Below are 21015 nucleotides of genomic sequence, written 5' to 3'. Positions count from 1 at the left end.
GGATACCCTTATTCCACGCAAGTGGCGCTAAAAAATAATTACTGTCGGGATTCTATACTTGTCATTTTTACGAGTTATCACTAAAACTCAGCTATCCGTTTTCGCTAAATAGCATCCCGCCCGAAACCGTCGAGCAATTCTTAGCCTTTCGGTAGCAGCCTAAATTTCGAGAGAAATTCCAAACGATGTACATACCGAAAAAGCGAAAAAAAATCACGAATATTAAAAACAAACAAAAGTCAATTTTTTATTTTGTGGCGAGGCTGATCAGGCCTGCTCCAGCTTTCCTCTCAGAGAAGATGCCCCTGCCTAAAATGAGTCAAAATAAGGCTCACTGACCGATTGATCTCACCAGTGAAAGCTCCTTGATCGTTCTAATGGAGCCGAAAATAGATCAACGAAGCGCCCCCCTCTTGAAAGAAAAAATCGCAAATCCAAGCGAAAACCGTTCATATAACGCCAGTAGCTAACCAAGACGATCCAGCTCAAAATTTGTTTAGTGCCCCATTATTGGGCTTCGCTGGCCCCACCCCTTCCGCTCAAAATGTGACCTGAAATTAGCCATTGGTCACAAAACACATAAATAGTAGCAGTTAGCCACGTAACAATTAGTTACAGAAAAGCTTGATTTCGATCAAAAGTGTGGCAACAATTCCGCCGCCTACCCCTGCCAAGCAGGCTACTCAGCGAAAGGAAGCGCTACACGTGACGCTAGACCTATCTACAAATTCACTCGGCGACGTCTTCATTGCACACCGCGCAAAATTGCGCAGTATCGCAATAAAAATTGTCGGAAAATTTGAATTAGCTGATGAGGTTATTCAAGAAGCCTACTTGAAGGTGACCGTGGGATTACGTGCAACCCTGATCGATAAACCTTACTCATATTGCTGCCAGGTCGTACGAAATCTCGCCCTCGATTACTACCGTCGCTATACCGTGGAGTCGACATACCGTGTTCACGTTGAAAATATCGAACTTCCGCATCCTTATGATGAAACTCCACCCGAACAAATTTTGCATGATCGCCGAATACTTGAAGCAATTGATAATGCGCTCAAGGTGCTACCAAAAAGAACAAGAACAGCCTTTGAGATGCATCGACTGGCAGGTTTCACTCAACGCGAGATAGCACTAAAGCTAGGATGCTCGGCAACACTGGTTAACTTTATGCTCAAGGATGCTGCAGTTGTCGTTGCCCCCTTCAACGACATGATGGAAGGTCGCTAAGTAACACTGAACACAACCTAATATGGTATGCAACCCCTTTCCACAGCTTTAAGCACACGTTGACAAGCGGATAAAAACGCCAAAGGCCAGATGCGAGAGTTGGGCATCTAAACAAATTTTAGGTTGGTTTCGTCTAGATGCTAAGGCAAGCCACTCGTTGGCAGCCCCTCCCCTAATAGCCGTGCGAGATTACACATGACTACGAGTTGCTTCGATCGCGAAGACGAAACTTTCATTGTTCTGATCAACCATGAGGAACAGTACTCACTATGGCCACACTGGAAAGCAATTCCTGGTGGCTGGAAAGCGGTTGATAACATCAAAGGAGATAAAAAGACCCTATTGGAATATGTCGAGCGAGTCTGGACCGACATGCGCCCACTTTCACTACGCACCTGGATGGATGAGCAAACCACCACCCTCCTACCGTCGACGCAACGGTAAAAGAATGCATAGCAGGAAAATCCAACACGTCAATCTGCTAGCCCTGCCTTGCGCAGGTGCTAGCGCCAACATGTATCTGCGCTGGCGTCGACTACTACCTGATTGGATTAGCCTGGTACCAGTCGAGCTGCCGGGCCGAGGAAGTCGACTGAGCGAACCCTTCATAAAGAACTTCGACCGACTCGTCGAACAAATTTGTGAAGAGCAAGCGCCGAAAATGCGAGAAAGGTATGCACTGTTTGGGCACAGCATGGGCGCTTTACTGGCACATGCAATAGTGCAGCGCCAACGACAGCTCGGCAATGTCGAACCTAATACCGTTTTCGCATCAGCCAGCCCTGCCCCATCGCGCTTTTTCCGAGAGCGGTTTGTCGATAAAAACAATGACGCAGCGCTGATTAAGGATTTGCGCAGGCTGGGCGGTACGCCGGAAGCGATCTTCGGGAATGATGAGTTACTGAGAATGACTCTGGACACACTAGGGGCAGACTACCGAATCTGTGAGAGTTTCCAATACCAATTTTCTGAACCTTACTCCATGCCGCTGCACGTTTTCGGGGGCAAGGCAGACGATATTGCAGCCGAGCGCATTGAGGCATGGCGGAAGGAAGCAGGCGGAGAATTCACACTTGATTGGTTTGAAGGAAATCATTTCTTCATCAACCAGCACGAACACCAGGTAGTTACCAGCGTAGTCAATAAGCTAAAGGGGCGTTAGGCCCCACCTGAGGCTGCCTAATATCCCAATAACCCTCAAAGTTTTTATGGGCAAAATCCAACCTCCAATCTCCAAGCCCAGCGGGCGGTAAACCGCCCACTGGATCTCTCTACAACACACCCATCAGCGTAACGCACACCGATCAAAGAAGCGCTCTCGACTCAGCACCACTAGCGCAGCCCGCTTATGAGGAAAATCAAAGTTTTTTTCATGCCAATAACCCATCTGAAGCATATGAGTGATAATCGTCGTATTGTCAGCACGAGGCTCAGTCACGATGCGCTGGGTTCGACACTCATCTAGAAACAAATAGTGGGTCAGTGCTGGGAACCAACTATGCACCTTGTGCGCCCCTCTATGCGCAGCCTCTCCCACAAGCACATGCATACCTCGATCGTAGTCGCCCGCATCACAAAATGGTGCAATCCGGTCCTCTTTGGCCCAATACACTTCAAAGTAGCCAAACGGTTGATCATCAAATGAACCGATAAGACTATAAATGTGTGGGTCTTCAGCTTGCCTCCGAAGGTATTCACGATGCTGCTCGATGGAGCCAGCTTCATTCCAAAACGCATTTACTCGCGGATCGTTCTGCCAGCGATGGAACAGAGCGAGATCAGCTAAGGGGTCGAGTGCGCGAAACGAAATCCAACTGCCCAGCGCTGGATCAAATCGGCGGTACACCTCTCCTTCAGGCTTAGGTGGACGCGATGGATGGCGCGCCCTTTCACTCGTTACATATCGCAGTGGATAGCCGGCGCTGGAAGGACCGCGCAAACACGGCCAAGGCAATTGCCAAAATGTACTGCGCTCAATCTGCCAGCCATCTTGACCATCAGACTGTATTAAGCCTTGGCAAAGTAACGCCGCGGAGAACTGGCCCTGACCCAGCTTCAACACCTGACATTCAGGATCATTTGAAAAATGCCAATATCCTAAGGCCCAATATGCCCAAAACAGATCTTCGCTGGACTCTAAATACCAGCGTTGATTGTCGAGATGAGCTCGTAATAAGAGTTGCCCATCCAGGCTGAATGATCCTGTTTCTACATCAATGCTCAAAGTGCGGCCATCTGGCCAAGGCAAGGTCTGATTCATGTCTCACGCCCTGCGCTGAAAAGTAGTTTCGTCAATTGATGCGGAATCTGTCCAATGATCGAACAAAGAGACCGCGATTTCATGGGCTCGCGCCGGAAGAACCGAAAGCAAGGTGTCACTCAGCCCGTGACTTGACTGACTGAACCCCTGCAAATAAACACCCGCCGTCATTCGCGGATCGGTCTTAACACGATAATCGCGACTCACTGCCATGTTGCCCACATACTCATGTAACGGTTCCAGAATTTGATGGTGCGAGACACGCTCATAGCCGGTTGCAAGGATAATCGCGTCATAGCGATGGGTTCGAGTCTCGCCCGTAGCAGTATCACGCAGCGTCAAGTCGATACCTTCGGCCGTAGCTTCCGCGCACTCTACCTGACGATGACAGAGGAAACCGTGACGAAACTGCTGCGCAACTTTTTGTCGATAGAATATGCCGTATATGCGTTCGATCAGGTTCAGATCGACAACCGAGTAGTTCGTATTTTGAAACTCAGCAATCAGTTTTTCCCGCTCTTGCTCGGGCTCATTAAATACAAGCTCAGTGTACTCGGGTGAAAAAATGGCATTGACGAAAGGACTGTCGTCGGCAGGTTTGAGCACCGCCGCCCGCGTAATCATATCAACCTGCACGGACGGGTAGCTGTCATTGAGATCAATGAAGGCCTCTGCGGCACTCTGACCTCCACCAATTACGGCGATTCGCATCGGTTCATGACGAGCACATTGCTGCTCTGCCATCCGCTCCAAATATTGGGAGTGATGAAATACTCGGCGGTCCCCACGCAGGCGCAAAAACTGCCTAGGAATACGGGGTGTACCTCCCGTGGAGAGGACGATCGAACGCGCTAAGCGCTTGTGCTCGCGCCCTTGCGCATCATGGCTGCAAACCTGCAACAATTCCACCTTGCCTTGATTGTTAACAGGTTCGACGGCCGTCACCGTCTGGCCGTAGGCAGACTGCCGATTGAAGCTCTCAGCAACCCAACGTAGATAATCGTTATACTCGAGCCGGCAGGGGTAAAAAGTACCCAGATTAATAAAATCAACCAAACGGCCTTGCTGAAGTAAATAATTGACGAAGGTGTATGGACTAGTGGGATTGCGCAATGTAACTAAGTCCTTCAGGAAGGAAATTTGCAATTCACTCTGACTAACCAACGTATTACCGTGCCAGCGGTAGTCGATTTGTTTATCCAAAAAAAGCGCACTGTAACCACGATTTAGCAGACCCGCTTGCTCCTGCAAAGCGATCGCCAAGGCCAAGTTAGAGGGACCAAAGCCAATACCAATCAGGTCCAAAGGCGTAGCACTGCATGGGTTCATTATGTAGTCTCCAGATGTCTTGTGGTCGTGAAACGAGCTTTCTGCTCAACAAGACGAAGTACACTGCTGAGTTGTTTAATCGCCTAGAGGTGGCTCTATCAATCCCATACGCGTATTCGTAACCAAAAACCAAGGTCCCCCCCCCTTTTGCCCGCCTGTACAAAGGAAGGTCTCCGATTGCCGCCTCTAAAAATCCCGAAACGCTTAAGTATTTGGTATTGGTGAATAACATAGGCGAAAGGACATGTCGCTTTTACAGACTGTCTCATAAAATCAATCGCCGCTTATCAAGCAGAAGTAGCCTTCACTGATTGGAAAAGCTCTCGAGAGGAGGCACTAGGAGATATCGCTTTGGTGGAAAAACTCTATCGCAGAGGATGGGGATATCGTTCGCCTTCTATGCGAGGACCAACTAGGTGAAAGTGACACAAACTGCGATTGATATTCGCCATAACAGAAAATGGTCAAAAGAGGCTGAAATAGCAGCATCAGGGCCGACATTTTCGGCGCTGATGCTCGTCCGCTAGCCAGACCGTGTATGCTACCTCACTCCCGGAATGCTAGAGCGGAATCATTCCGGCACGTAAAAACTATTAAAGTTGAACCCACTAGCACGAGCAACATAAGCAAGCGGATGGTTCACCTCAATGTCGCGATGCTCCCGAACAAGAGAGACCGTGTCGTAAATGGCTGTAGCGAGAGTAATAGCTCCTGCCGCATAGTTTCGCGCTCCCCCATTCACATCAAAGCCTATACCGGAACCTAATAGAGGTAACAGCGAGGTAAACATGATGCTCCCGAAAGTGGGCCTCATTGCATCCTCGATTTGCTTCACTTCTTGTTTGCAACGCATGATGAAGTTATTAGTACTTTCCAGCCGCAATTCTGCGTCCAGAATGCCCGCTATCAGAACGCAATGCTCTTCTACACTCTGACGAAACCTCGGTAAAAGGTGGCCATGTTTCTCTTTGAAAAACAGTAACTGATCAACCGTTACCCCCCCAGCTGGGGCTGGAAGTATGTTATTCAGTACCACTTGTCGCGCTTTGTCCACGTGACGCGAACGACTGGATGAAGGTGGGGTAAATGGGCGTTTTGAAAACGCTTTGCCATCAGTCACAGGTATTGCGTCAACTCGTTCCATTGCTCCCAGGCAGGCGGCGAGATAAAACATGAACTGATCAGCTACATCCTCCCTAACATCATACCAGCCATTGGTTATCTCGTAAGCGAGCCTCTGTCTTGAAAGAAATTGGGGCACATCTTCAAGTTTTTCAGCGTGAATTCGTTTGAAACCCAGATTAGGGGCATCCCGGCCCGGCAGCGTACCCAAGCGCAATTTCTCGTCCAGGTAAGAAATAAAATTCTCCGAAAAACTCCGGCATTCGTATAAGTGCTGTGCAGGTATGACGGGCCGTACAAGTCCTTCTGACAACAGGCCTTGCATGAAATAGCTCACTTCTTCAGGACCCTCTAGGTGAGCCATGGGAATGATGGTAGCTAAACCGTCCCAATACAATAGAGCTCTGGCGCTCCACGCATCCTGAGGTAAATCAATCGATGGGAAATACAGTGCATTACTTTTCATTTAACAAAATCCTTTTGATTTGAGAACCCATTGGAAACGGTACTGACTTTACACTGATTTCTCGAGCTGATTCCGCCGAATTTGCGCAAGACGCGTTGGATTTACTGCCGTGGTCCGTGTCCGGTGCATCTCTTGAGCGCTCTGCGGAAGTTGTGAACTTCGATGAATCTCACTTCATAAGTCACAATTCTTCAATTGTCGAGTGTGAGTTACTAAGCAGTTCGAGTGCGCGATTCTTCCGAACGTGATCAAGAACGATCTGATAGGGCCGTCTTTGGTCGGCCAAGCGCCGGTGTAGGGATGTGATCACTCAAACACGCTCATCGCGATTCAGGTTGACCTCCTCAGTCAGTGCATATGTATCGAAATTAGTGAGTTTATGTCCGGAAGATAAACTCCTTAATTTTGATACATCTTGATGCCGCTTGAATGAACCTCCCGCGGCCTGCGATTGCGTTTTCACTTTGCAACCAGCGGAGAACTAACCCTCATGGTTATTCATGCAGTGTAAGCGAACACCAAACACACCTTGTGAAACTGACCCGCGCCTCTCCTGATACAAACTCCCCCCGCAACACTACCCCCTGCTCCATCGGCAGTCTTCAGTCAACACGAAGATCTCCGCGACCACGGCCCAGAAATTTCGAGCATCGTGGTCAATAGATTGGGGAGCAACTGAGTCGATCAATCAGCCATTGTCCAGCTGGCCCCGGCAGTGAGTCTGTCGCGTGAACTGCGCAGATATCTATTTTAACTCCCTCCTTCGGCGAACCTTCCACATCGAGCGTAGCCAGAGCGCCAGCAACTAAGTCCTGTTCGACCATGTGCCAAGGCATGCTGCCCCATCCAACACCATCCTTGAGGAACGCGTACTTCGTCGATAGATCAGCCAGACGCCAGGTCGAAGGCGACAGCACGCCAAAGTCCTTCCCCGCCAGCAGTTCTGATCGATCCGTCAGCACCAGTTGAACGTGCTTGGCCAATTCCCGCCGAGGAATCTTCCCACTCAGCCTGGATAGCGGATGATCAACTGATGCCACCACCACTAAAGAGAATTCGCCAATTCTCTCGATTGACAGGGTGGGAAATGAAACTGGCAGTGATGCCAGGATACCAAGGCTGCACCGACCATCGAGTATCGGTTGATAGCCCGCACCGAGGCCTTCGACGAAAATCTTTAGGCGGGTATGCGGGAATCGCTCGGCAAACTCTTTGACTACGGCAGTAATGGCAGACGTCGGAAAGAACACGTCAACTACTACGGATAATTCAGGTTCCAGCCCTGACGTCATGAGCTTGGCTCGCGCCTTCAGAGTGTCGACGGCCGAAATGATGCTGCGCGCATCTGTCAGCAGCAGAGCACCTTGGGGTGTCAATTTGGGGAAACGACCTGAACGATCAAAAAGCGTTACCCCAATCTGATCCTCCAAGCCGCTCACCCAGCCGCTCACTGCCGATTGCACCCTGTTGAGTTTCCTCGCGGCCGCAGAAAAACTGCCTTCGTCTACGGCAGCGACAAATGTTCTTAGCTGATCAAGCGATACACCGTCGAGCATCCCGCCCCCATCCATCCGAATTAGCGATACATAGCATCTCAATATACCGTCTTTTCAGATCCTCAAGAACAGCTCATCTTTCACATGCCCATTAAACCGTAAGCTTGGTGAATGAAATGCAAATCCTCCATCTTGACGCCAGCATCCTAGGCGACGCGTCTGTCAGCCGTACCCTGTCTTCGCAGATCGTCGCGCGCCTCGCTGCGCTCCACCCGGACAGCAAGGTGATTTACCGAGATCTTGGCCAAGACCCTGCACTACATCTTTCCTTGGAGCATCTATCAGCCTGGCAAGGCACTGTGACCAAAGACCCAATGTTGGTGAACGACCTTTTCAAGGGAAATAGCTATCTGCAAGAACTCCTCGATTCGCAGATCGTGGTAATAGGTGCGCCTATGTACAACCTGACGATCCCGAGCACGCTCAAGTCCTGGATTGACCGGGTCGCGATAGCAGGCAAATCGTTCCAATACACCGCCACTGGCCCAGAAGGCCTCTTGAAAGGAAAGCAGGCTTACATCGCTTCATCACGTGGTGGTGTGTATTCGCCAGGTAGTCCTGCAGCAGCTTTAGAACATCAAGAGAGCTACTTGATCGGGCTATTGGGATTTCTGGGCGTCACGGATACACGAGTCGTGCGCGCGGAAGGCTTGGCTGTAAGTCCAGAGGCCAAGGATGAGGCGATAAATAGGGCTCTTCAAGAAATCGCCACGATTGGCGCTTGATCAAATCAATTTTCATTTTTTCTTCAGGAGTTCGAAAATGAAATACGCCATTATTGGTTCCGGTAACGTCGGAACCGCCATTGCTCGCCAATTTGCCCGGGTCGCGATTCCAGTATCTATTGCGAACACTAGAGGGCCAGAAACGATTCTCCCCCTCACAGCAGAGTTGGGAGAAATGGTCACAGCCACCTCTTTGGAAGAGGCGCTCTCTGCCGACGTTCTATTCCTGGCACTTCCATTTATCGCAGTGGAGGCTCTCGCTCGTAGTCGATCCGACTGGGCTGGCAAGATCATCATCGATCAGACCAACGCCTATGGTGTACCACCGGAAACACTTGCGGGACGGCTCTCTTCTGACATTGTTGCCCAAGCGCTGCCAGGCGCGTCGGTCGTCAAAGCTTTCAACCAACTTCCGGCTGGCGTACTGGCCCGAGATCCCTCTCAGGATGGCGGACGGCGTGTCGTATTCGTCTCTAGCAACGACGAAAAAGCTGCCTCGACCGTCAAAGCCTTAGCAGAGCAACTCGGGTTCTCGCCAATCCTTGTCGGGCGAATCGATGAAGGTGGTCGCCTTCTTCACATTCCTGGCCCACTGGTGCTTCACAACTTGATCGAGCATCCACTCAAATAAGGCGATGAGCATGAAGACTGACGAGCCGATGTTCGTTCGTGAGGTAGCTCGTGTTGCTAACCCTGACACCTCAGCTGGACGTATGGCCGGGCATCGGGCTCGCCGACTGATAGATGGTGATCCAACCTTTTCCGATCCCTTCGTAGTGATGGCCGAGGACTGGATGCCCCGTGGAGCATTTCCTCGTCATCCACACCGAGGCATGGAGACAGTGACCTTTGTGATTGATGGGGTTGTCGAGCATCGTGACAGCGCTGGGAATGGGGGCATGATCAAAGCAGACGGCGCTCAATGGATGACAGCGGGTCGAGGGGTTTACCACGAAGAAAATGCGCTTCCAGGAACGATTGCCCATACGTTGCAACTATGGGTGAACTTGCCAGCGGCACTGAAGATGTCCGAGCCGCGTTATCAGGATCTAGCTGGCAGCACGATGCCCGTCAGGCGAGAGCCGGGGGTCGAGGTTCGAGTCTTCTCGGGTCAGTCCGGGAGCGTAAGCTCGTCCACTCTCAATCATGTTCCAATCATAATGCTGGATGTGCGAATTGAGCGCGGAGCGTCATTTCGGCAGATGCTCCCAGCCACAGACAACGCTTTCATGTACGTCTTGGCAGGCATACCGAAAATTGGGGAGGCTGGGAGGCTCGTCCCGGCCAGCCAACTGGCATGGCTGACCCGCTCTGAGAAAAGTGGGCAGTCAGAGGTCACGCTCAGCGCCGAGAATACGGATGCCCGGTTGCTGTTCTTCTCAGGCAGTCCATTGCGCGAACCTATCGCTCTTGGAGGCCCCTTCGTGATGAATACAGAGGAAGAGATTCAAGAGGCGTTTGTCGACTTTCAGACTGGGCGGTTTTGAGTAACAAAGCACTGTGTGTTGGCGCTGATTGAAAACTGACCCACCCTGCCGATGGAAAATTGACCCAGGACGGATTGCTGACTTTTGCCCCAGCAATTGTGGATAAGCTTAGCAGCAGTGTCCCGGTTGAAGACGCATCGGGCCCGACCGCATGCAGGCATGCAGCAGGGCACTTATGGTGCGGATCAAAACGGCTCATCGTCCTCGATACCATCTCCGTCCTTACGCTTTCGTTCCCGTGACTTGATCTTTGTCTGGGCGGCCAAGGTACTGTGTTGCAGGCGGTAGGTAAGCGAAGGCATTATAGGTTGCGTAACGGCAACCAGTTATGCGGCAACAGCTCGGCGATCCCACTGGCGCGCTGCGTAGGCAGCCGCGTTAGTACATCTTTGAGATAAGCATACGGATCATGCCCGTTAAGCTTGGCCGATTGGATCAGGCTCATCAGCGCAGCCGCGCGTTGACCGCTGCGTAACGACCCCGCAAAGAGCCAGTTCTTGCGTCCAAGAGCCCATGGCCGGATTTGCTGCTCTATATGGTTGTTATCAATAGGCACCGCGCCGTCATCCAGATAACGTGACAACGCCGTCCAGCGTTTCAGAATGTAATCCAGAGCCTTGGCGATGGCCACGGCATCGTGCACAAGCTCACGCTGGGCGATCATCCAGGCGTGCAGCATGTCCATTACGGGGACGGCTTTTTCTTGTCGTATTCGTCGCCGTGCATCTGGCTCCAGGTCGCGGATTTCACTTTCGATTTCGTACAGCAACTGGATATAGCCCAGGGCTTGCTCGGCGAGCGTGCTTTTATTGGTGGCATGCAGGTCGAAGAACTTGCGCCGGGCATGGGCCATGCAGCCAATTTCGATGACGCCCAGTGCAAAACTGGCCTTGTAGCCACCAAAATCGTCGCACACCAGTTTGCCTTTCCAGTCTTGCAGGAAGGCACGAGAGTGTTCGCCCGAGCGGCTTGGGCTGAAGTCGTACACCACCGCGCGGACATCGGCAGACGCGGTGGTCGCGTAGGCCCAGACGTATGCTCGATGGGTTTTCTTCTCGCCAGGCATGAGCACCTGTACCGGTGTTTCATCGGAGTGCACCACGTTGTGGGCAAGTACCACTTCGCGCAGCGCATCAACCAGCGGTTGCAGTTGCACACCGCAGAGACCGACCCACTGCGCCATGGTCGAGCGCGGGATGGCGAGGCCGGCCCTACCAAAGATATTTTCCTGACGGTACAGCGGCAAATGATCACCGTATTTGGCGATCATCACTTGAGCCAGCAGACCTGCCGTGGGGATGCCTTTGTCGATGATTTGCGCCGGAACCGGTGCCTGGATCAGCGTTTCGCCTTGATCACAGACCCACTTGCCACGGATGTGCTGTTCGACAGTGAACACGCCGGGCGTGTAGTCGAGTTTCTCACTGACGTCCTCGCCGATACGCTTGAGAGCGCAGCCACAGCTGCACTGCGTGTTATCGGGTTCGTGATGGATCTTCGTGCGTGGAAACTCGGACGGCAAGGCGGTGCGTTTTGGTTTCTGCCGGGCCACGGTAGGGGTTGGAGCGGGTTGCAGCGCCTCAAGCTCAGCTTCGATGGCCGCGATGTCGGCGTCGATATGCTCATCGAGCAGACTGGCTTGATACAGGTTTAGTTGCTCGCTGCGCTTGGCAAACTTGAAACGCTTGAGCTGTGCGATCTCATGGGTCAGCTTGTCGTTGACCGTTTTGTAGTGGTGGATCTGCTTGTCCATGGACTCGACTTTTTGATCGAGACTCTCGACGCGCTGCATCAACTGCACCGCGATAGTGCGCAGTTGTTCAGGGCTCAGTTGGTCGAGATTGGGTAGCGAAGTCATGCCGCGATTTTGCCAGGACAGAACACTACCGACGATAGGCTCATCGGACAATTGCCTGACGACGCTGACCATGGCAGGTGTTACATCATGGTAATCGCGCTATTTTGCCCGACTCTTTGCCAAGGCAACCCCAGCACCAAAGCGCGAAGCTGTTCATCGCTCAACTCTACCTGAAGGCCATGACGAGAACCTGGCCAGAAGAACTTTCCTTGATGCAGTCGGCGAGCCGCCAGCCAGATACCTAGGCCATCGTGCACCAACACTTTCAGGCGATTGGCGCGGCGGTTGGCAAACAAATAAGCACAGTGCGGCTGCGCCGCACCGAACACGGCCACCACCCGCGCCAGCGCGGTGTCAGTCCCGGCGCGCATGTCCATGGGGTCGGTGGCGAGCCAGATGGCGTCGATGCGGATCATCGCAACAGGTCTCGAAGAAAGGTCGCACAGACAGCCGCGCTGTCGGCTGGCCAATTAATTTTTACGGTGCCGCTCGGATGCTGGATCTCAACGCTGATGTTCGATGATGCCGCTTGTAACACCGTGCTGGCGAGTGGCATGGGCAGTGAAACAAAAGCGGGTTGTAGCGCCGTGCTTTTCTGCGGTTGCAGCCGAATCCACTTGTGGACGAGGTTCGCGTTGAGGCTGTGGTTCAGCGCGATGCTGGCAATCGAGGCTCCGGGCTGGGCGCACTCTTGAATGACTTGGGCCTTGAACGACTTGGAATAGGAACGGCGTTGTGGCTGCATGAAAGACCCTCTTGAAAGGCTAGAACTGGTGTCCACTTAAATGAGGTGGACATCATCGCCTTTGGCGGTGGGGTCAGTAAGGTGTGTTAGCCGGCCGGTTACTATGCAGTGTCTTTTGTCGCATTAACTCCCAAAATGTCGCATTAATTTCTAAATCCTACAGCTGGCCTGGGATCATGGTAACCGTCCGGCCAAGTCACCTATTCGTTCTCAAGCAAGTTAACGTTGATGCCATGGCACCTGGCGATCTCGGCGATAGAAGTGATGTTGTCCACGAATTTTTAAGTGAACACCATCGCCTTTAAAGCTTAGTTCGAGAGGGTGACTTCGCCGGACAGTAACGTTGATACCGACACTGCAATAGTGTTGCCAGCGTGTGTAAAAACACGCCTGCCGCGTACTGATTCCCCTACGCTTCCGTAAGATCTCTCTCGTTGGATGCGTCGTACTTTCGAATATCACCATGCATCCGCCCCTGCCACTTATTGATGAACTGAGCAGTGTCGACGGAACCAAGGTGAGCGCTGAGTGCGCGTTGGTCAGCCCAACGTTCCGATAAAATCAACCGTCCGGCCCGCTGATCATCTATCCCCGCGTCATAAGAGATGTTGCCCTCACGCTGTCGCGTGGCGACGGAAAGAACATGAAAATCAGCCAGAAATTGGGACAGATCAGTTGGAGCGATGTAGAGGTAACCGGTAATTATAAGCATGTGCTTCCTTCAGCGACTACCCCGACGCAGCATCGAATGTTTTGTCGGGGAATCGGTTACTCAGGTGATAAGCACGACCTTACCCTGGATACCGTCCAGTAAAGCTCGCGCATGGGCAGCCGAGGCTTCGGCCAATGGGAATATGCTGTCGATCACGACACGAATGCTACCGTCCTCAAGCAAGCGCCCTGCCTCTGCTAGTTGGGCGCCATCGGAGCGCACTTGTGTCGAGGAAACAGTGACCCCTAAACCAGCTGCTTCATCGTGTCCCGAGAAGCCTAGAGGGTTAACCAAGAAGAGCGAGCCTCCCTCTTTGATAACACTCAGAAAGCGTTCCATATTCCGGCCGCCGACAGCGTCAATCACTACGTCAACATCACTTGCGACCGTCTCGGCTGCAACTTTGGTGTAGTCGATGAACTCATCGGCTCCTAGGTCGCGAAGAAGTCCTTCATGCTTCCCTGAGGCGACTGCTATTACTCGCGCACCTTTCCATTTGGCAATTTGCACTGCCAAGTGCCCAACTCCACCCCCAGCGCCATTAACCAGAATCGTTTTGCCTTCCAGTAAGACCGGTGTATGTCGGAACGATTGGAATGGGTTCGGCAAATCATGACCAGGGTCAATCAAAAACTGCCAGGCAGTTAGCAGAGACATCGGCGCACCGGCTGCCTGTACATGATCTATACCATTTGGTTTCAAAGCCAGTTCGGATACGGCGACGCGGACATATTCGGCATAGGCGCCACTGCCCTTCATCAGGTCTGCCGGGAAGCGCACCATTGCGTAGACTTCATCACCCACGCTTAGCCCGGACACCTCGTCCCCAATTGCCGCAACGACGCCCGATATATCAGTGCCGAGGATCAGCGGAAAGGTTGGATCCGGCTGCCATTCAGGCGGCAGCGACCGAAAGCCATCTCGCAGGTAGAGGTCTGGTGGGTTGAGACTTGCTGCGTTTATGCGAACCAAGACTTCGCCGGGCCCCGCTAAGGGCCGAGTAACATCTTCATAGCGCAAGACTTCGGGGCCACCGAATTCGTGCAGTTGCACCGCTTTCATCATGTCGATCATCATAATCTCGTTCAGAGAATCACTTGGATGACAGATGTTATGATGATACAGCGAGGTTGATAATAGCGCTCTGGTTCGCTTTAATGTTGCCATGAAGGCACAAATTGGTCTCGAAAGCCTGACAGGCTTAATCGCGTTCGCCCGCGCTGGTTCTCTAGGCAGCTACACTGCCGCAGCTCGCTCGTTAGCGGTCTCTCCCTCCGCTATAAGCAAAAGCGTGCAGCGGTTGGAGCGTCATTTCGGCGTATCTCTCTTCACACGTACGACGCGTTCCCTGACGCTAACAGCGGATGGCCGAGACCTGCATGAGCGCGCGCTACAGCTACTGCGCCATGCAGAAGAGATTGAGCAGGTAGCGAAGTCAGCACGTTCCGAACCAGCAGGGACTTTACGAATTGCGACATCACTCCCGATTGGTCTGCACATGATCGTCCCGGCCATTACGGAGTTTCGCAAACGTTACCCTAAGGTGGTGGTCGACTTGAGGCTGAGCGACCACTTCGTGGGCCTCGTTGAGGAGGGGGTCGATCTTGCGATACGGATCGGTGACCTTGCAGATTCATCTCTCCTTTCTCGCAGACTCTCGCCATACAGGCTCTGCTGCTACGCATCGCCCGATTATTTGGCTAGGTGCGGAACCCCTAGGCATCCTGATGAGCTGGCGGCGCACGAAACGGTAAATCTGCGTTATCAAAGCACAGGGCAAGCGTTTCGCTGGCCGATTCGGATTGGGGATAAAGAGATTGAAATATTGCCCTCATCGCCGTTGATCGTTGATGCCAGTGAGGCCGTTATAGTGGCAATTGCAGCGGGCGCAGGCATTGGAATGGCAGCCAGCTTTATGGCTGCTCCCTGGGTGAAACGCAAAGAGTTAATCCCGATTCTGTCCGACTTTGCGGTAGACCGGCACAACATCACCGCCATATGGCCAGAGAGTCGTCGCGCCAACCCGGCTGTGCGTGCTTTCATAGAAGTGTTGATCGAAACGCTCTAAAGTCACCGCACGTCGTTAGCCTTCGCTTGTGGTGCTTTTACATAGTAGCGCTATACCTGCTGCCTATTTGAAGCGCAGGAATGCGGAAATACACTCGGAGCCTTTTGGAGGCTGTGTCATAGAGCTTGGAACACCGTTCGCAAGTGAGTTTACGCGTACGGTATCACGTCTTACGCGATCAAGCCGCTCGCCACTTATGCGGCAGCAACTGATCAATTTCACTCGCCCGCTGCGTCGGCAGGCGCGTGAGGACATCCTTTAGATAGGCGTACGGGTCATGACCATTAAGCCGCGCTGACTGGATCAAACTCATGATCGCCGCCGCCCGTTTCCCGCTGTGTAGCGACCCGGCGAAGAGCCAGTTCTTGCGCCCAAGAGCCCATGGCCGGATCTGGTTCTCCGCCCAATTATTATCAATCGGAACCGCCCCGTCATCGAGGTAGCGCGACAGCGCTGCCCAGCGTTTGAGGCTGTAATCGAGCGCTCTACTGATAGCCGCCCCTTCGGGCACAACATCACGCTGCGCGATCATCCAGGCATGCAACCTATCCATCACCGGTACGGCTTTTTCTTGCCGTATTCGGCGCCGTAAATTCGGCTCCAGGTCGCGCACTTCGCTCTCGACTTCGTACAACAGTTGGATATAGCGCAGGGCCTGCTCGGCGATCTGGCTCTTATTGGTTGCGTGCAACTCGAAGAACTTGCGCCGAGCATGGGCCATGCAGCCGATCTCAGTCACGCCGAGTTCGAAGCTGGCCTTGTAACCGCCAAAATCATCGCAGACCAACTTGCCTTTCCAGCCTTGCAGGAAGTTACGAGCATGCTCGCCAGCGCGGCTGGGGCTGAAGTCGTAGACGACAGCGGCTGTCTCACAGAACTGGCTGGTGGCGTACGCCCAAACATAAGATCGGTGAGTTTTTTTCGAGCCTGGAGCAAGCATTTGCACGGGTGTTTCATCCGCGTGCATGACCTGTTGCCCGATCACTACTTCCCGCAATGCATCAACCAGGGGCTGCAACTGCACACCTGTCATGCCAACCCACTGAGCCAACGTGGAGCGTTGAATCGCCAAGCCGGCACGACCAAAAATCGATTCCTGACGGTAAAGCGGAAGATGGTCAGCGAACTTCGCAATCATGACGTGGGCAAGTAACCCGGCCGTCGGAATGCCCTTGTCGATAACGTGCGCCGGCACCGGCGCCTGGATCAGCGTTTCGCAGTCATCGCAAACCCACTTGCCACGAACATGGCGCTCAACGGTAAACACGCCCGGCGTGTAGTCCAGCTTTTCACTGACATCTTCACCGATGCGCTTCAGTGCGCAGCCGCATGGGCAGTGAGTGTTATTCGGTTCGTGATGGATCAACGTGCGTGGAAATTCTGCCGGCAATGCCGTGCGCTTGGGCTTTTGCTTTTCCTCGGTCGCCGCTGGTGCTAGTTGCAACGCCTGAAACTCGGCCTCAATCGCCGCGATATCAGTATCGATCAGGTCATCAAGCAGGCTGGCCTGATCAGGGCTCATCTGCTCGCTGCGCTTGGCAAACTTCAAACGCTTGAGCTGTGCGATCTCGTAGGTCAGCTTCTCTATCACCGTTTGATCGCGGTTAATCTTCTTGTCCATGGTCTCGACTTGCGACAGCAATTGCGCAGCGAATGCACGCAGTTGGTCGGGAGTCATTTGATCGAGATTGGGTGAGGGAGTCATGCCGTGGATTTACCAAAGCAGACCGTCTGCGACAGCAAACCAAGATTCTAATTACAGTTTCTAAAGCACCGTGATTGCACCGCCAACGCCAACCCGTTGCCAAGGTAGGCCGAGCACCAGGGCCTGAAGTTGCTCTGTATCCAACTGCAATTCATGGCCTTGCCGAACACCTGGCCAATGGAATTTACCTTGGTTCAAGCGACGTGCCGCCAGCCAGACGCCAATCCCATCGTGTACCAGCACTTTGACCCGAGTCGCGCGGCGATTGGCAAACAGATAGGCGCAGTGCGGCTTTGCCGCACCGAACACCGCGATCACTCTGGCCAGCGCCGTTTCAGTTCCGGCACGCATGTCCATAGGCTCGGTGGCAAGCCAGATGGCGTCGATGCGGATCATCGCAAAAGGTCTCGAAGGAATGCGGCACAGGCAGCAGCATTATCGGTTGGCCAGTTCACTTTGACGGTGCCGCGCGGGTGCAGAATTTCAACGCTGATATTCGCGGAGGATCCGTGGGCTGTTTCGTGTATAGGCAGCGGGATGAATGCAGGTTGGAGCACCGTGCTTTTCTGCGATTGCAGCCGAATCCATTTGTGGACGAGGTTTGCATTGAGGTTATGGCTGAGTGCGATGCTGGCAATCGAAGCACCGGGCTGGGCACACTCTTGAATGACTTGGGCCTTGAAGGATTTGGAATAGGAACGGCGTGTTGGCTGCATGAATTACCCGCTTAAAAGGCTAGAACTGGTGTCCACTTAAATTTAAGTGCACACCATGTCCTGGCTTTGCTGGGTCGGGTAGATGACTTGGCCGGACGCATACGGATCATGTAATTTCAAGGTGAGATCACCGGACGCTTGCGACTAAGGGGCGACTGTGGGCAATCAGGCGTTGGGAGATAAGGGTCATCGCGCCCGCTTAAAATACGCGGCCACTCGCCATTAATGCTGGACTTTGGAAGGTGACTTGGCCGGACGCTTAAGTTTCCACACAGCCTGGATCAATACCAGACGGTCGGGATGCAGAGAACACGACAAGAGACAGTTCCAATACGTTACGAAGGGAGACGCACCCATTCCGCGAAGCTGGCCTAGCGATCAAGGAGAGGGGTAAACAGGTCTCGAAGAGCGCGGTCGTCAAATTTTTCCCCGTCTCGCTTGCTCGATAAGGGGATATTCGGAGAGGGTGCGCGACTGCTTCGGTCTTCAATCTCGCCCATTCGATCCTCGATGGCTGAGACGGCGCTATTCAACTCAGTTTCCGGCACACCAAACCGCGGCGCGAACTTTTTTAAGGCATCGATCCGGTCCGATAGGGAGGACTCGCTATCGTCCTCGCGAATGCGGCTAGCGTTATCCTCGAACTCCTCTAGCACAGCCGTCTGCAAGGCACAGGTGATGCTATCGGGCAGTCCATTCGCAGCATCCACTGCATCGACAAGGGTGGAGAGCATGTCACTTGAACTCCAGCGTATGACGTCGGTGAGTGCCTTTTCGATGAGCTCTAGAAATTCGGCTTCATAAATGAACGGCCGGTCATAACCACTCCCGCCTCGCAGGGAAAAGAACTCGATCAGAGCCTCCCCATCTGACCATGGACTGAAGCCCTGCTGTGGATTGCGCGCGACCCTGATTATGCTATCTGCAAACCGTTGATCGTCAGTGATCTCCCACCAATCCATCAGCATCCGGAGTCGCCGGGAGTTTGCGGCATCATTGTATTCGAGCGAGCGAGCGTCACCGGCTCGCGGCCGCCAGTTTGGGCGCTCTTCGATCATCTCGACCTTATCTGCGCAGGCTCTAGCGATCTTTGCTTGGTCGGCCTCGCTAAGCCCAGACGTATGCACGAAGTCCCAAAGGCTCGACAGCCAGTCGATTGAAACCGCCGTGGGAACGAGGCGAATAAGGAGTTCTGTGTCCAACAGGTAGGTTGATAGATAGTCTTTGAGCGAAGGGTTAAGAAAAGAAACCGTTGGCCTATCGAAGATGACGACATTGACGAAACTACCTTCCAGAATACGAAGGACTTCTTCGAAATCTTTAGGACCGTGCGGCAGACCATAGGTCATGCTCATCGAGGTATGCAGGATATCGAAAGATGAGCGAAGAGTCGTAATTGAGACACCGTATTCTGAGAGGAAAAACATCGCCATCAGTAGATGCCTACAACGATGGTCAATGTGCGTTCGGAACGCGGTGTCCCAAATCTGGCTCGGATTGTTCAGGGCGCCGATAAAGGCAGCGGGATAGTTGATGGGTTCAATGTCACCGACGCGAAATGCATCGGTCATTGCCTCGATGACACGTGGGTTATAATTTTTGTGATCAACGATTTCTGGGAGACTCTTACTCTCCAGTAACGCCCGGATATGCGACTGCGGCGTCTCTGACACGAAAAGATGATTGTAGAGAATCCGCGCCTTGATTCGACGAGTGTAAATGCCAACATCAAGCACATATTTCGTCACATCGAGGCGCTGATCACCAAGATGTTCAGAGACTCTACGGGCTTCTTCAAATATATAACCCCTTGTTGTCAGAATGAAACGGGCATTCGGTGAGCGACGTATGCGGCTCATAAAGCGCGCAAGATCAGAGTCTTTATGCGCCAAAGCTTGTCGATCGAGGGCGACTTTTCCAAGGAAGTCATCGAAAAGAAAAATTTGCTTCTTGCTGTCTTTAATGGCCGCGAAACCGTCTTCAAGGCTTCGTATAGGAATAAGCTCCCACTCCTCGCTTAAAAATGTGTAACAAAGCATCTCGGCCAATGTGGTTTTTCCGACGCCCGGCGGCCCGGATATGATCAGAAGCCGATGCTTTTCTAGCGTGACCAGTGATTCGTCGAAGCTAGGGTTTGCGGCGTAGACACGAACTTTTTGTTCAATATCTTCGAGGGTTAGCGCTGCAAAGGTGTGGGCCGCCGCATGTACTACGCGCTCCAGAACCCCCACACCCGAGAGCCAGAGTTTGATGTGCGACTTGAGAATTTCTGGGTACTTCCGGAGAAGACCATTGAGATCCTCCGGACCGAAAATATCCGCCTCTGATTTCAAACTTGGCCCTATGAGTGGGGAGAGCCTGTTTTTGCCAAGCGGCGTGAACCTACAAGAAGTCGCGAGTATGTAGCGGCCGGGGGCCAGTCTATCGATTGAAGAACGTTCACGCTTCATGGCCGCGGTTAACTTGCTGAACGGCGAACCTTCATAATGCTTCGCCTGTAGAACAACGTTCCCGCTGGCGTGCGCGTGCCGACCGTCAATACCACCATCTGGGCCTGCACAGAATGCCTCAAAGCGAACCCCCTCTTCTTTTCCGATGAGGTCACGGACTAGATCCTCAAAGTCCGCTGATGAGAGATTTCTGAAGTCGTAGCTCATGCTGCATTGTTACTCCAATCCGCGCCAAGCCAGGTCGCTCATGCTCGTCAGACATAAGATCATTCACAGGTACCTTTGCCCTCGAATCTGACGTGATGCGATCAGCATGACACGAGAGTTACGAGGCGAGGCGGAGTGCCTGGTAGAACGACGATTTCGCGCTGCCAGCTAATACTACTACGATGTCAGGACAGCAAGCGGTTATACAATGACGTCAACTCGATCGAATTTCTCTACTGAAAGTCTATTTTCTTTACCAGATTCGATCCGCGAAGTGACGGGGTGCGGTGGTGGTACACCTGCTCACTTCTGCGCCACCGTTGGATCTGAATATCAGACGCTTAATTTTCCGCTGTAAACACCGACCTAAAGCTCAGCA

The 21015-nt window shown here is 52.8% G+C and carries 20 protein-coding genes and 1 pseudogene; 7 read left to right on the top strand and 14 right to left on the bottom strand.

Annotated features, from left to right (window positions below; genetic code table 11):
- Positions 1-705 precede the first annotated feature (705 nt).
- From HUW52_RS14030 to HUW52_RS14020, 3 genes are all read left to right on the top strand, one after another.
- A complete protein-coding gene (locus tag HUW52_RS14030; protein WP_175553974.1) occupies positions 706-1230 on the top strand; it encodes a sigma-70 family RNA polymerase sigma factor in 525 nt (174 codons plus the stop codon).
- Between the two features lie 195 nt (positions 1231-1425).
- Positions 1426-1674: an MbtH family NRPS accessory protein gene (locus HUW52_RS30380; protein ID WP_005759447.1), complete on the top strand. Its 249-nt coding sequence runs from the start codon at positions 1426-1428 to the stop codon at positions 1672-1674.
- Positions 1580-2392: a thioesterase II family protein gene (locus tag HUW52_RS14020; RefSeq protein WP_306150365.1), complete on the top strand. Its 813-nt coding sequence runs from the start codon at positions 1580-1582 to the stop codon at positions 2390-2392. Before HUW52_RS30380 ends, HUW52_RS14020 begins: the two co-directional genes overlap by 95 nt.
- Positions 2393-2515: 123 nt before the next feature.
- On the opposite strand, the gene HUW52_RS14015 is transcribed toward HUW52_RS14020, so the two are convergent.
- The 4 genes from HUW52_RS14015 to HUW52_RS14000 form a co-directional block, all read right to left on the bottom strand.
- Positions 2516-3490: a GNAT family N-acetyltransferase gene (locus tag HUW52_RS14015; protein ID WP_175553972.1), complete on the bottom strand. Its 975-nt coding sequence runs from the start codon at positions 3488-3490 to the stop codon at positions 2516-2518.
- Positions 3491-3493: 3 nt separating this feature from the next.
- A complete protein-coding gene (locus tag HUW52_RS14010; protein WP_175553971.1) occupies positions 3494-4819 on the bottom strand; it encodes a lysine N(6)-hydroxylase/L-ornithine N(5)-oxygenase family protein in 1326 nt (441 codons plus the stop codon).
- Positions 4820-5390: 571 nt separating this feature from the next.
- Complete coding sequence (locus HUW52_RS14005; protein WP_175553970.1) at positions 5391-6407, bottom strand: hypothetical protein; 1017 nt, start codon at positions 6405-6407, stop codon at positions 5391-5393.
- Between the two features lie 656 nt (positions 6408-7063).
- On the bottom strand, positions 7064-7963 hold the full coding sequence (locus HUW52_RS14000) for a LysR family transcriptional regulator (RefSeq protein WP_003203818.1): 900 nt from the start codon (positions 7961-7963) through the stop codon (positions 7064-7066).
- Positions 7964-8079: 116 nt separating this feature from the next.
- On the opposite strand from HUW52_RS14000, the gene HUW52_RS13995 reads away from it, so the two are divergent.
- From HUW52_RS13995 to HUW52_RS13985, 3 genes are read left to right on the top strand one after another with little or no spacing between them, the layout of a single operon-like run.
- Positions 8080-8688 carry an FMN-dependent NADH-azoreductase gene (locus HUW52_RS13995; protein WP_175553969.1) on the top strand — a complete coding sequence of 203 codons (609 nt, stop codon included), beginning with the start codon at positions 8080-8082 and terminating at the stop codon, positions 8686-8688.
- Positions 8689-8725: 37 nt separating this feature from the next.
- Complete coding sequence (locus tag HUW52_RS13990; RefSeq protein WP_175553968.1) at positions 8726-9319, top strand: NADPH-dependent F420 reductase; 594 nt, start codon at positions 8726-8728, stop codon at positions 9317-9319.
- Between the two features lie 10 nt (positions 9320-9329).
- Positions 9330-10175 (top strand): pirin family protein, encoded by an 846-nt coding sequence (locus tag HUW52_RS13985; protein WP_027912985.1) that lies wholly within the window; start codon positions 9330-9332, stop codon positions 10173-10175.
- Positions 10176-10360: 185 nt separating this feature from the next.
- Here HUW52_RS13985 and HUW52_RS13980 read toward each other — a convergent pair.
- The 6 genes and pseudogenes from HUW52_RS13980 to HUW52_RS13955 form a co-directional block, all read right to left on the bottom strand.
- Positions 10361-10465, bottom strand: a pseudogene (locus HUW52_RS13980) (AAA family ATPase); the annotation flags it as partial.
- An 11-nt stretch (positions 10466-10476) separates the two neighbouring features.
- Entirely contained in the window at positions 10477-12033 is a 1557-nt protein-coding gene (locus HUW52_RS13975) for an IS66 family transposase (protein ID WP_175553967.1), read from the bottom strand.
- An 80-nt stretch (positions 12034-12113) separates the two neighbouring features.
- Complete coding sequence (gene tnpB / locus HUW52_RS13970; protein WP_175553966.1) at positions 12114-12449, bottom strand: IS66 family insertion sequence element accessory protein TnpB; 336 nt, start codon at positions 12447-12449, stop codon at positions 12114-12116.
- Positions 12446-12778 (bottom strand): transposase, encoded by a 333-nt coding sequence (locus tag HUW52_RS13965; RefSeq protein WP_256668311.1) that lies wholly within the window; start codon positions 12776-12778, stop codon positions 12446-12448. The genes tnpB (HUW52_RS13970) and HUW52_RS13965 overlap by 4 nt, the downstream gene beginning before the upstream one ends.
- 409 nt (positions 12779-13187) lie before the next feature.
- Positions 13188-13490, bottom strand: a complete 303-nt coding sequence (locus HUW52_RS13960) for a putative quinol monooxygenase (RefSeq protein WP_175553598.1) — start codon at positions 13488-13490, stop codon at positions 13188-13190.
- 60 nt (positions 13491-13550) lie between these two features.
- A complete protein-coding gene (locus HUW52_RS13955) occupies positions 13551-14657 on the bottom strand; it encodes an NADP-dependent oxidoreductase (RefSeq protein WP_256668117.1) in 1107 nt (368 codons plus the stop codon).
- On the opposite strand from HUW52_RS13955, the gene HUW52_RS13950 reads away from it, so the two are divergent.
- Positions 14656-15558 carry a LysR family transcriptional regulator gene (locus HUW52_RS13950; protein WP_175553597.1) on the top strand — a complete coding sequence of 301 codons (903 nt, stop codon included), beginning with the start codon at positions 14656-14658 and terminating at the stop codon, positions 15556-15558. The genes HUW52_RS13955 and HUW52_RS13950 overlap by 2 nt on opposite strands.
- A 178-nt stretch (positions 15559-15736) precedes the next feature.
- Here HUW52_RS13950 and HUW52_RS13945 read toward each other — a convergent pair whose 3' ends face one another.
- From HUW52_RS13945 to HUW52_RS13930, 4 genes are all read right to left on the bottom strand, one after another.
- Positions 15737-17263 carry an IS66 family transposase gene (locus HUW52_RS13945; RefSeq protein ID WP_175553596.1) on the bottom strand — a complete coding sequence of 509 codons (1527 nt, stop codon included), beginning with the start codon at positions 17261-17263 and terminating at the stop codon, positions 15737-15739.
- A 60-nt stretch (positions 17264-17323) separates the two neighbouring features.
- The gene (gene tnpB, locus HUW52_RS30375) at positions 17324-17659 is read right to left on the bottom strand and encodes an IS66 family insertion sequence element accessory protein TnpB (RefSeq protein WP_122864106.1); all 336 of its coding nucleotides are present in this window, start codon (positions 17657-17659) and stop codon (positions 17324-17326) included.
- Entirely contained in the window at positions 17656-17979 is a 324-nt protein-coding gene (locus tag HUW52_RS13935; protein WP_175553594.1) for a transposase, read from the bottom strand. The genes tnpB (HUW52_RS30375) and HUW52_RS13935 overlap by 4 nt, the downstream gene beginning before the upstream one ends.
- A gap of 371 nt (positions 17980-18350) precedes the next feature.
- Entirely contained in the window at positions 18351-20636 is a 2286-nt protein-coding gene (locus tag HUW52_RS13930) for a restriction endonuclease (protein WP_175553964.1), read from the bottom strand.
- Positions 20637-21015 lie beyond the last annotated feature (379 nt).

This window comes from Pseudomonas sp. 43A, assembly GCF_013363935.1.
GTDB lineage: Bacteria > Pseudomonadota > Gammaproteobacteria > Pseudomonadales > Pseudomonadaceae > Aquipseudomonas > Aquipseudomonas crudilactis.
Note: the sequence above shows the minus strand (reverse complement) of the source record. Positions and strands in the feature narration are given on the sequence as shown.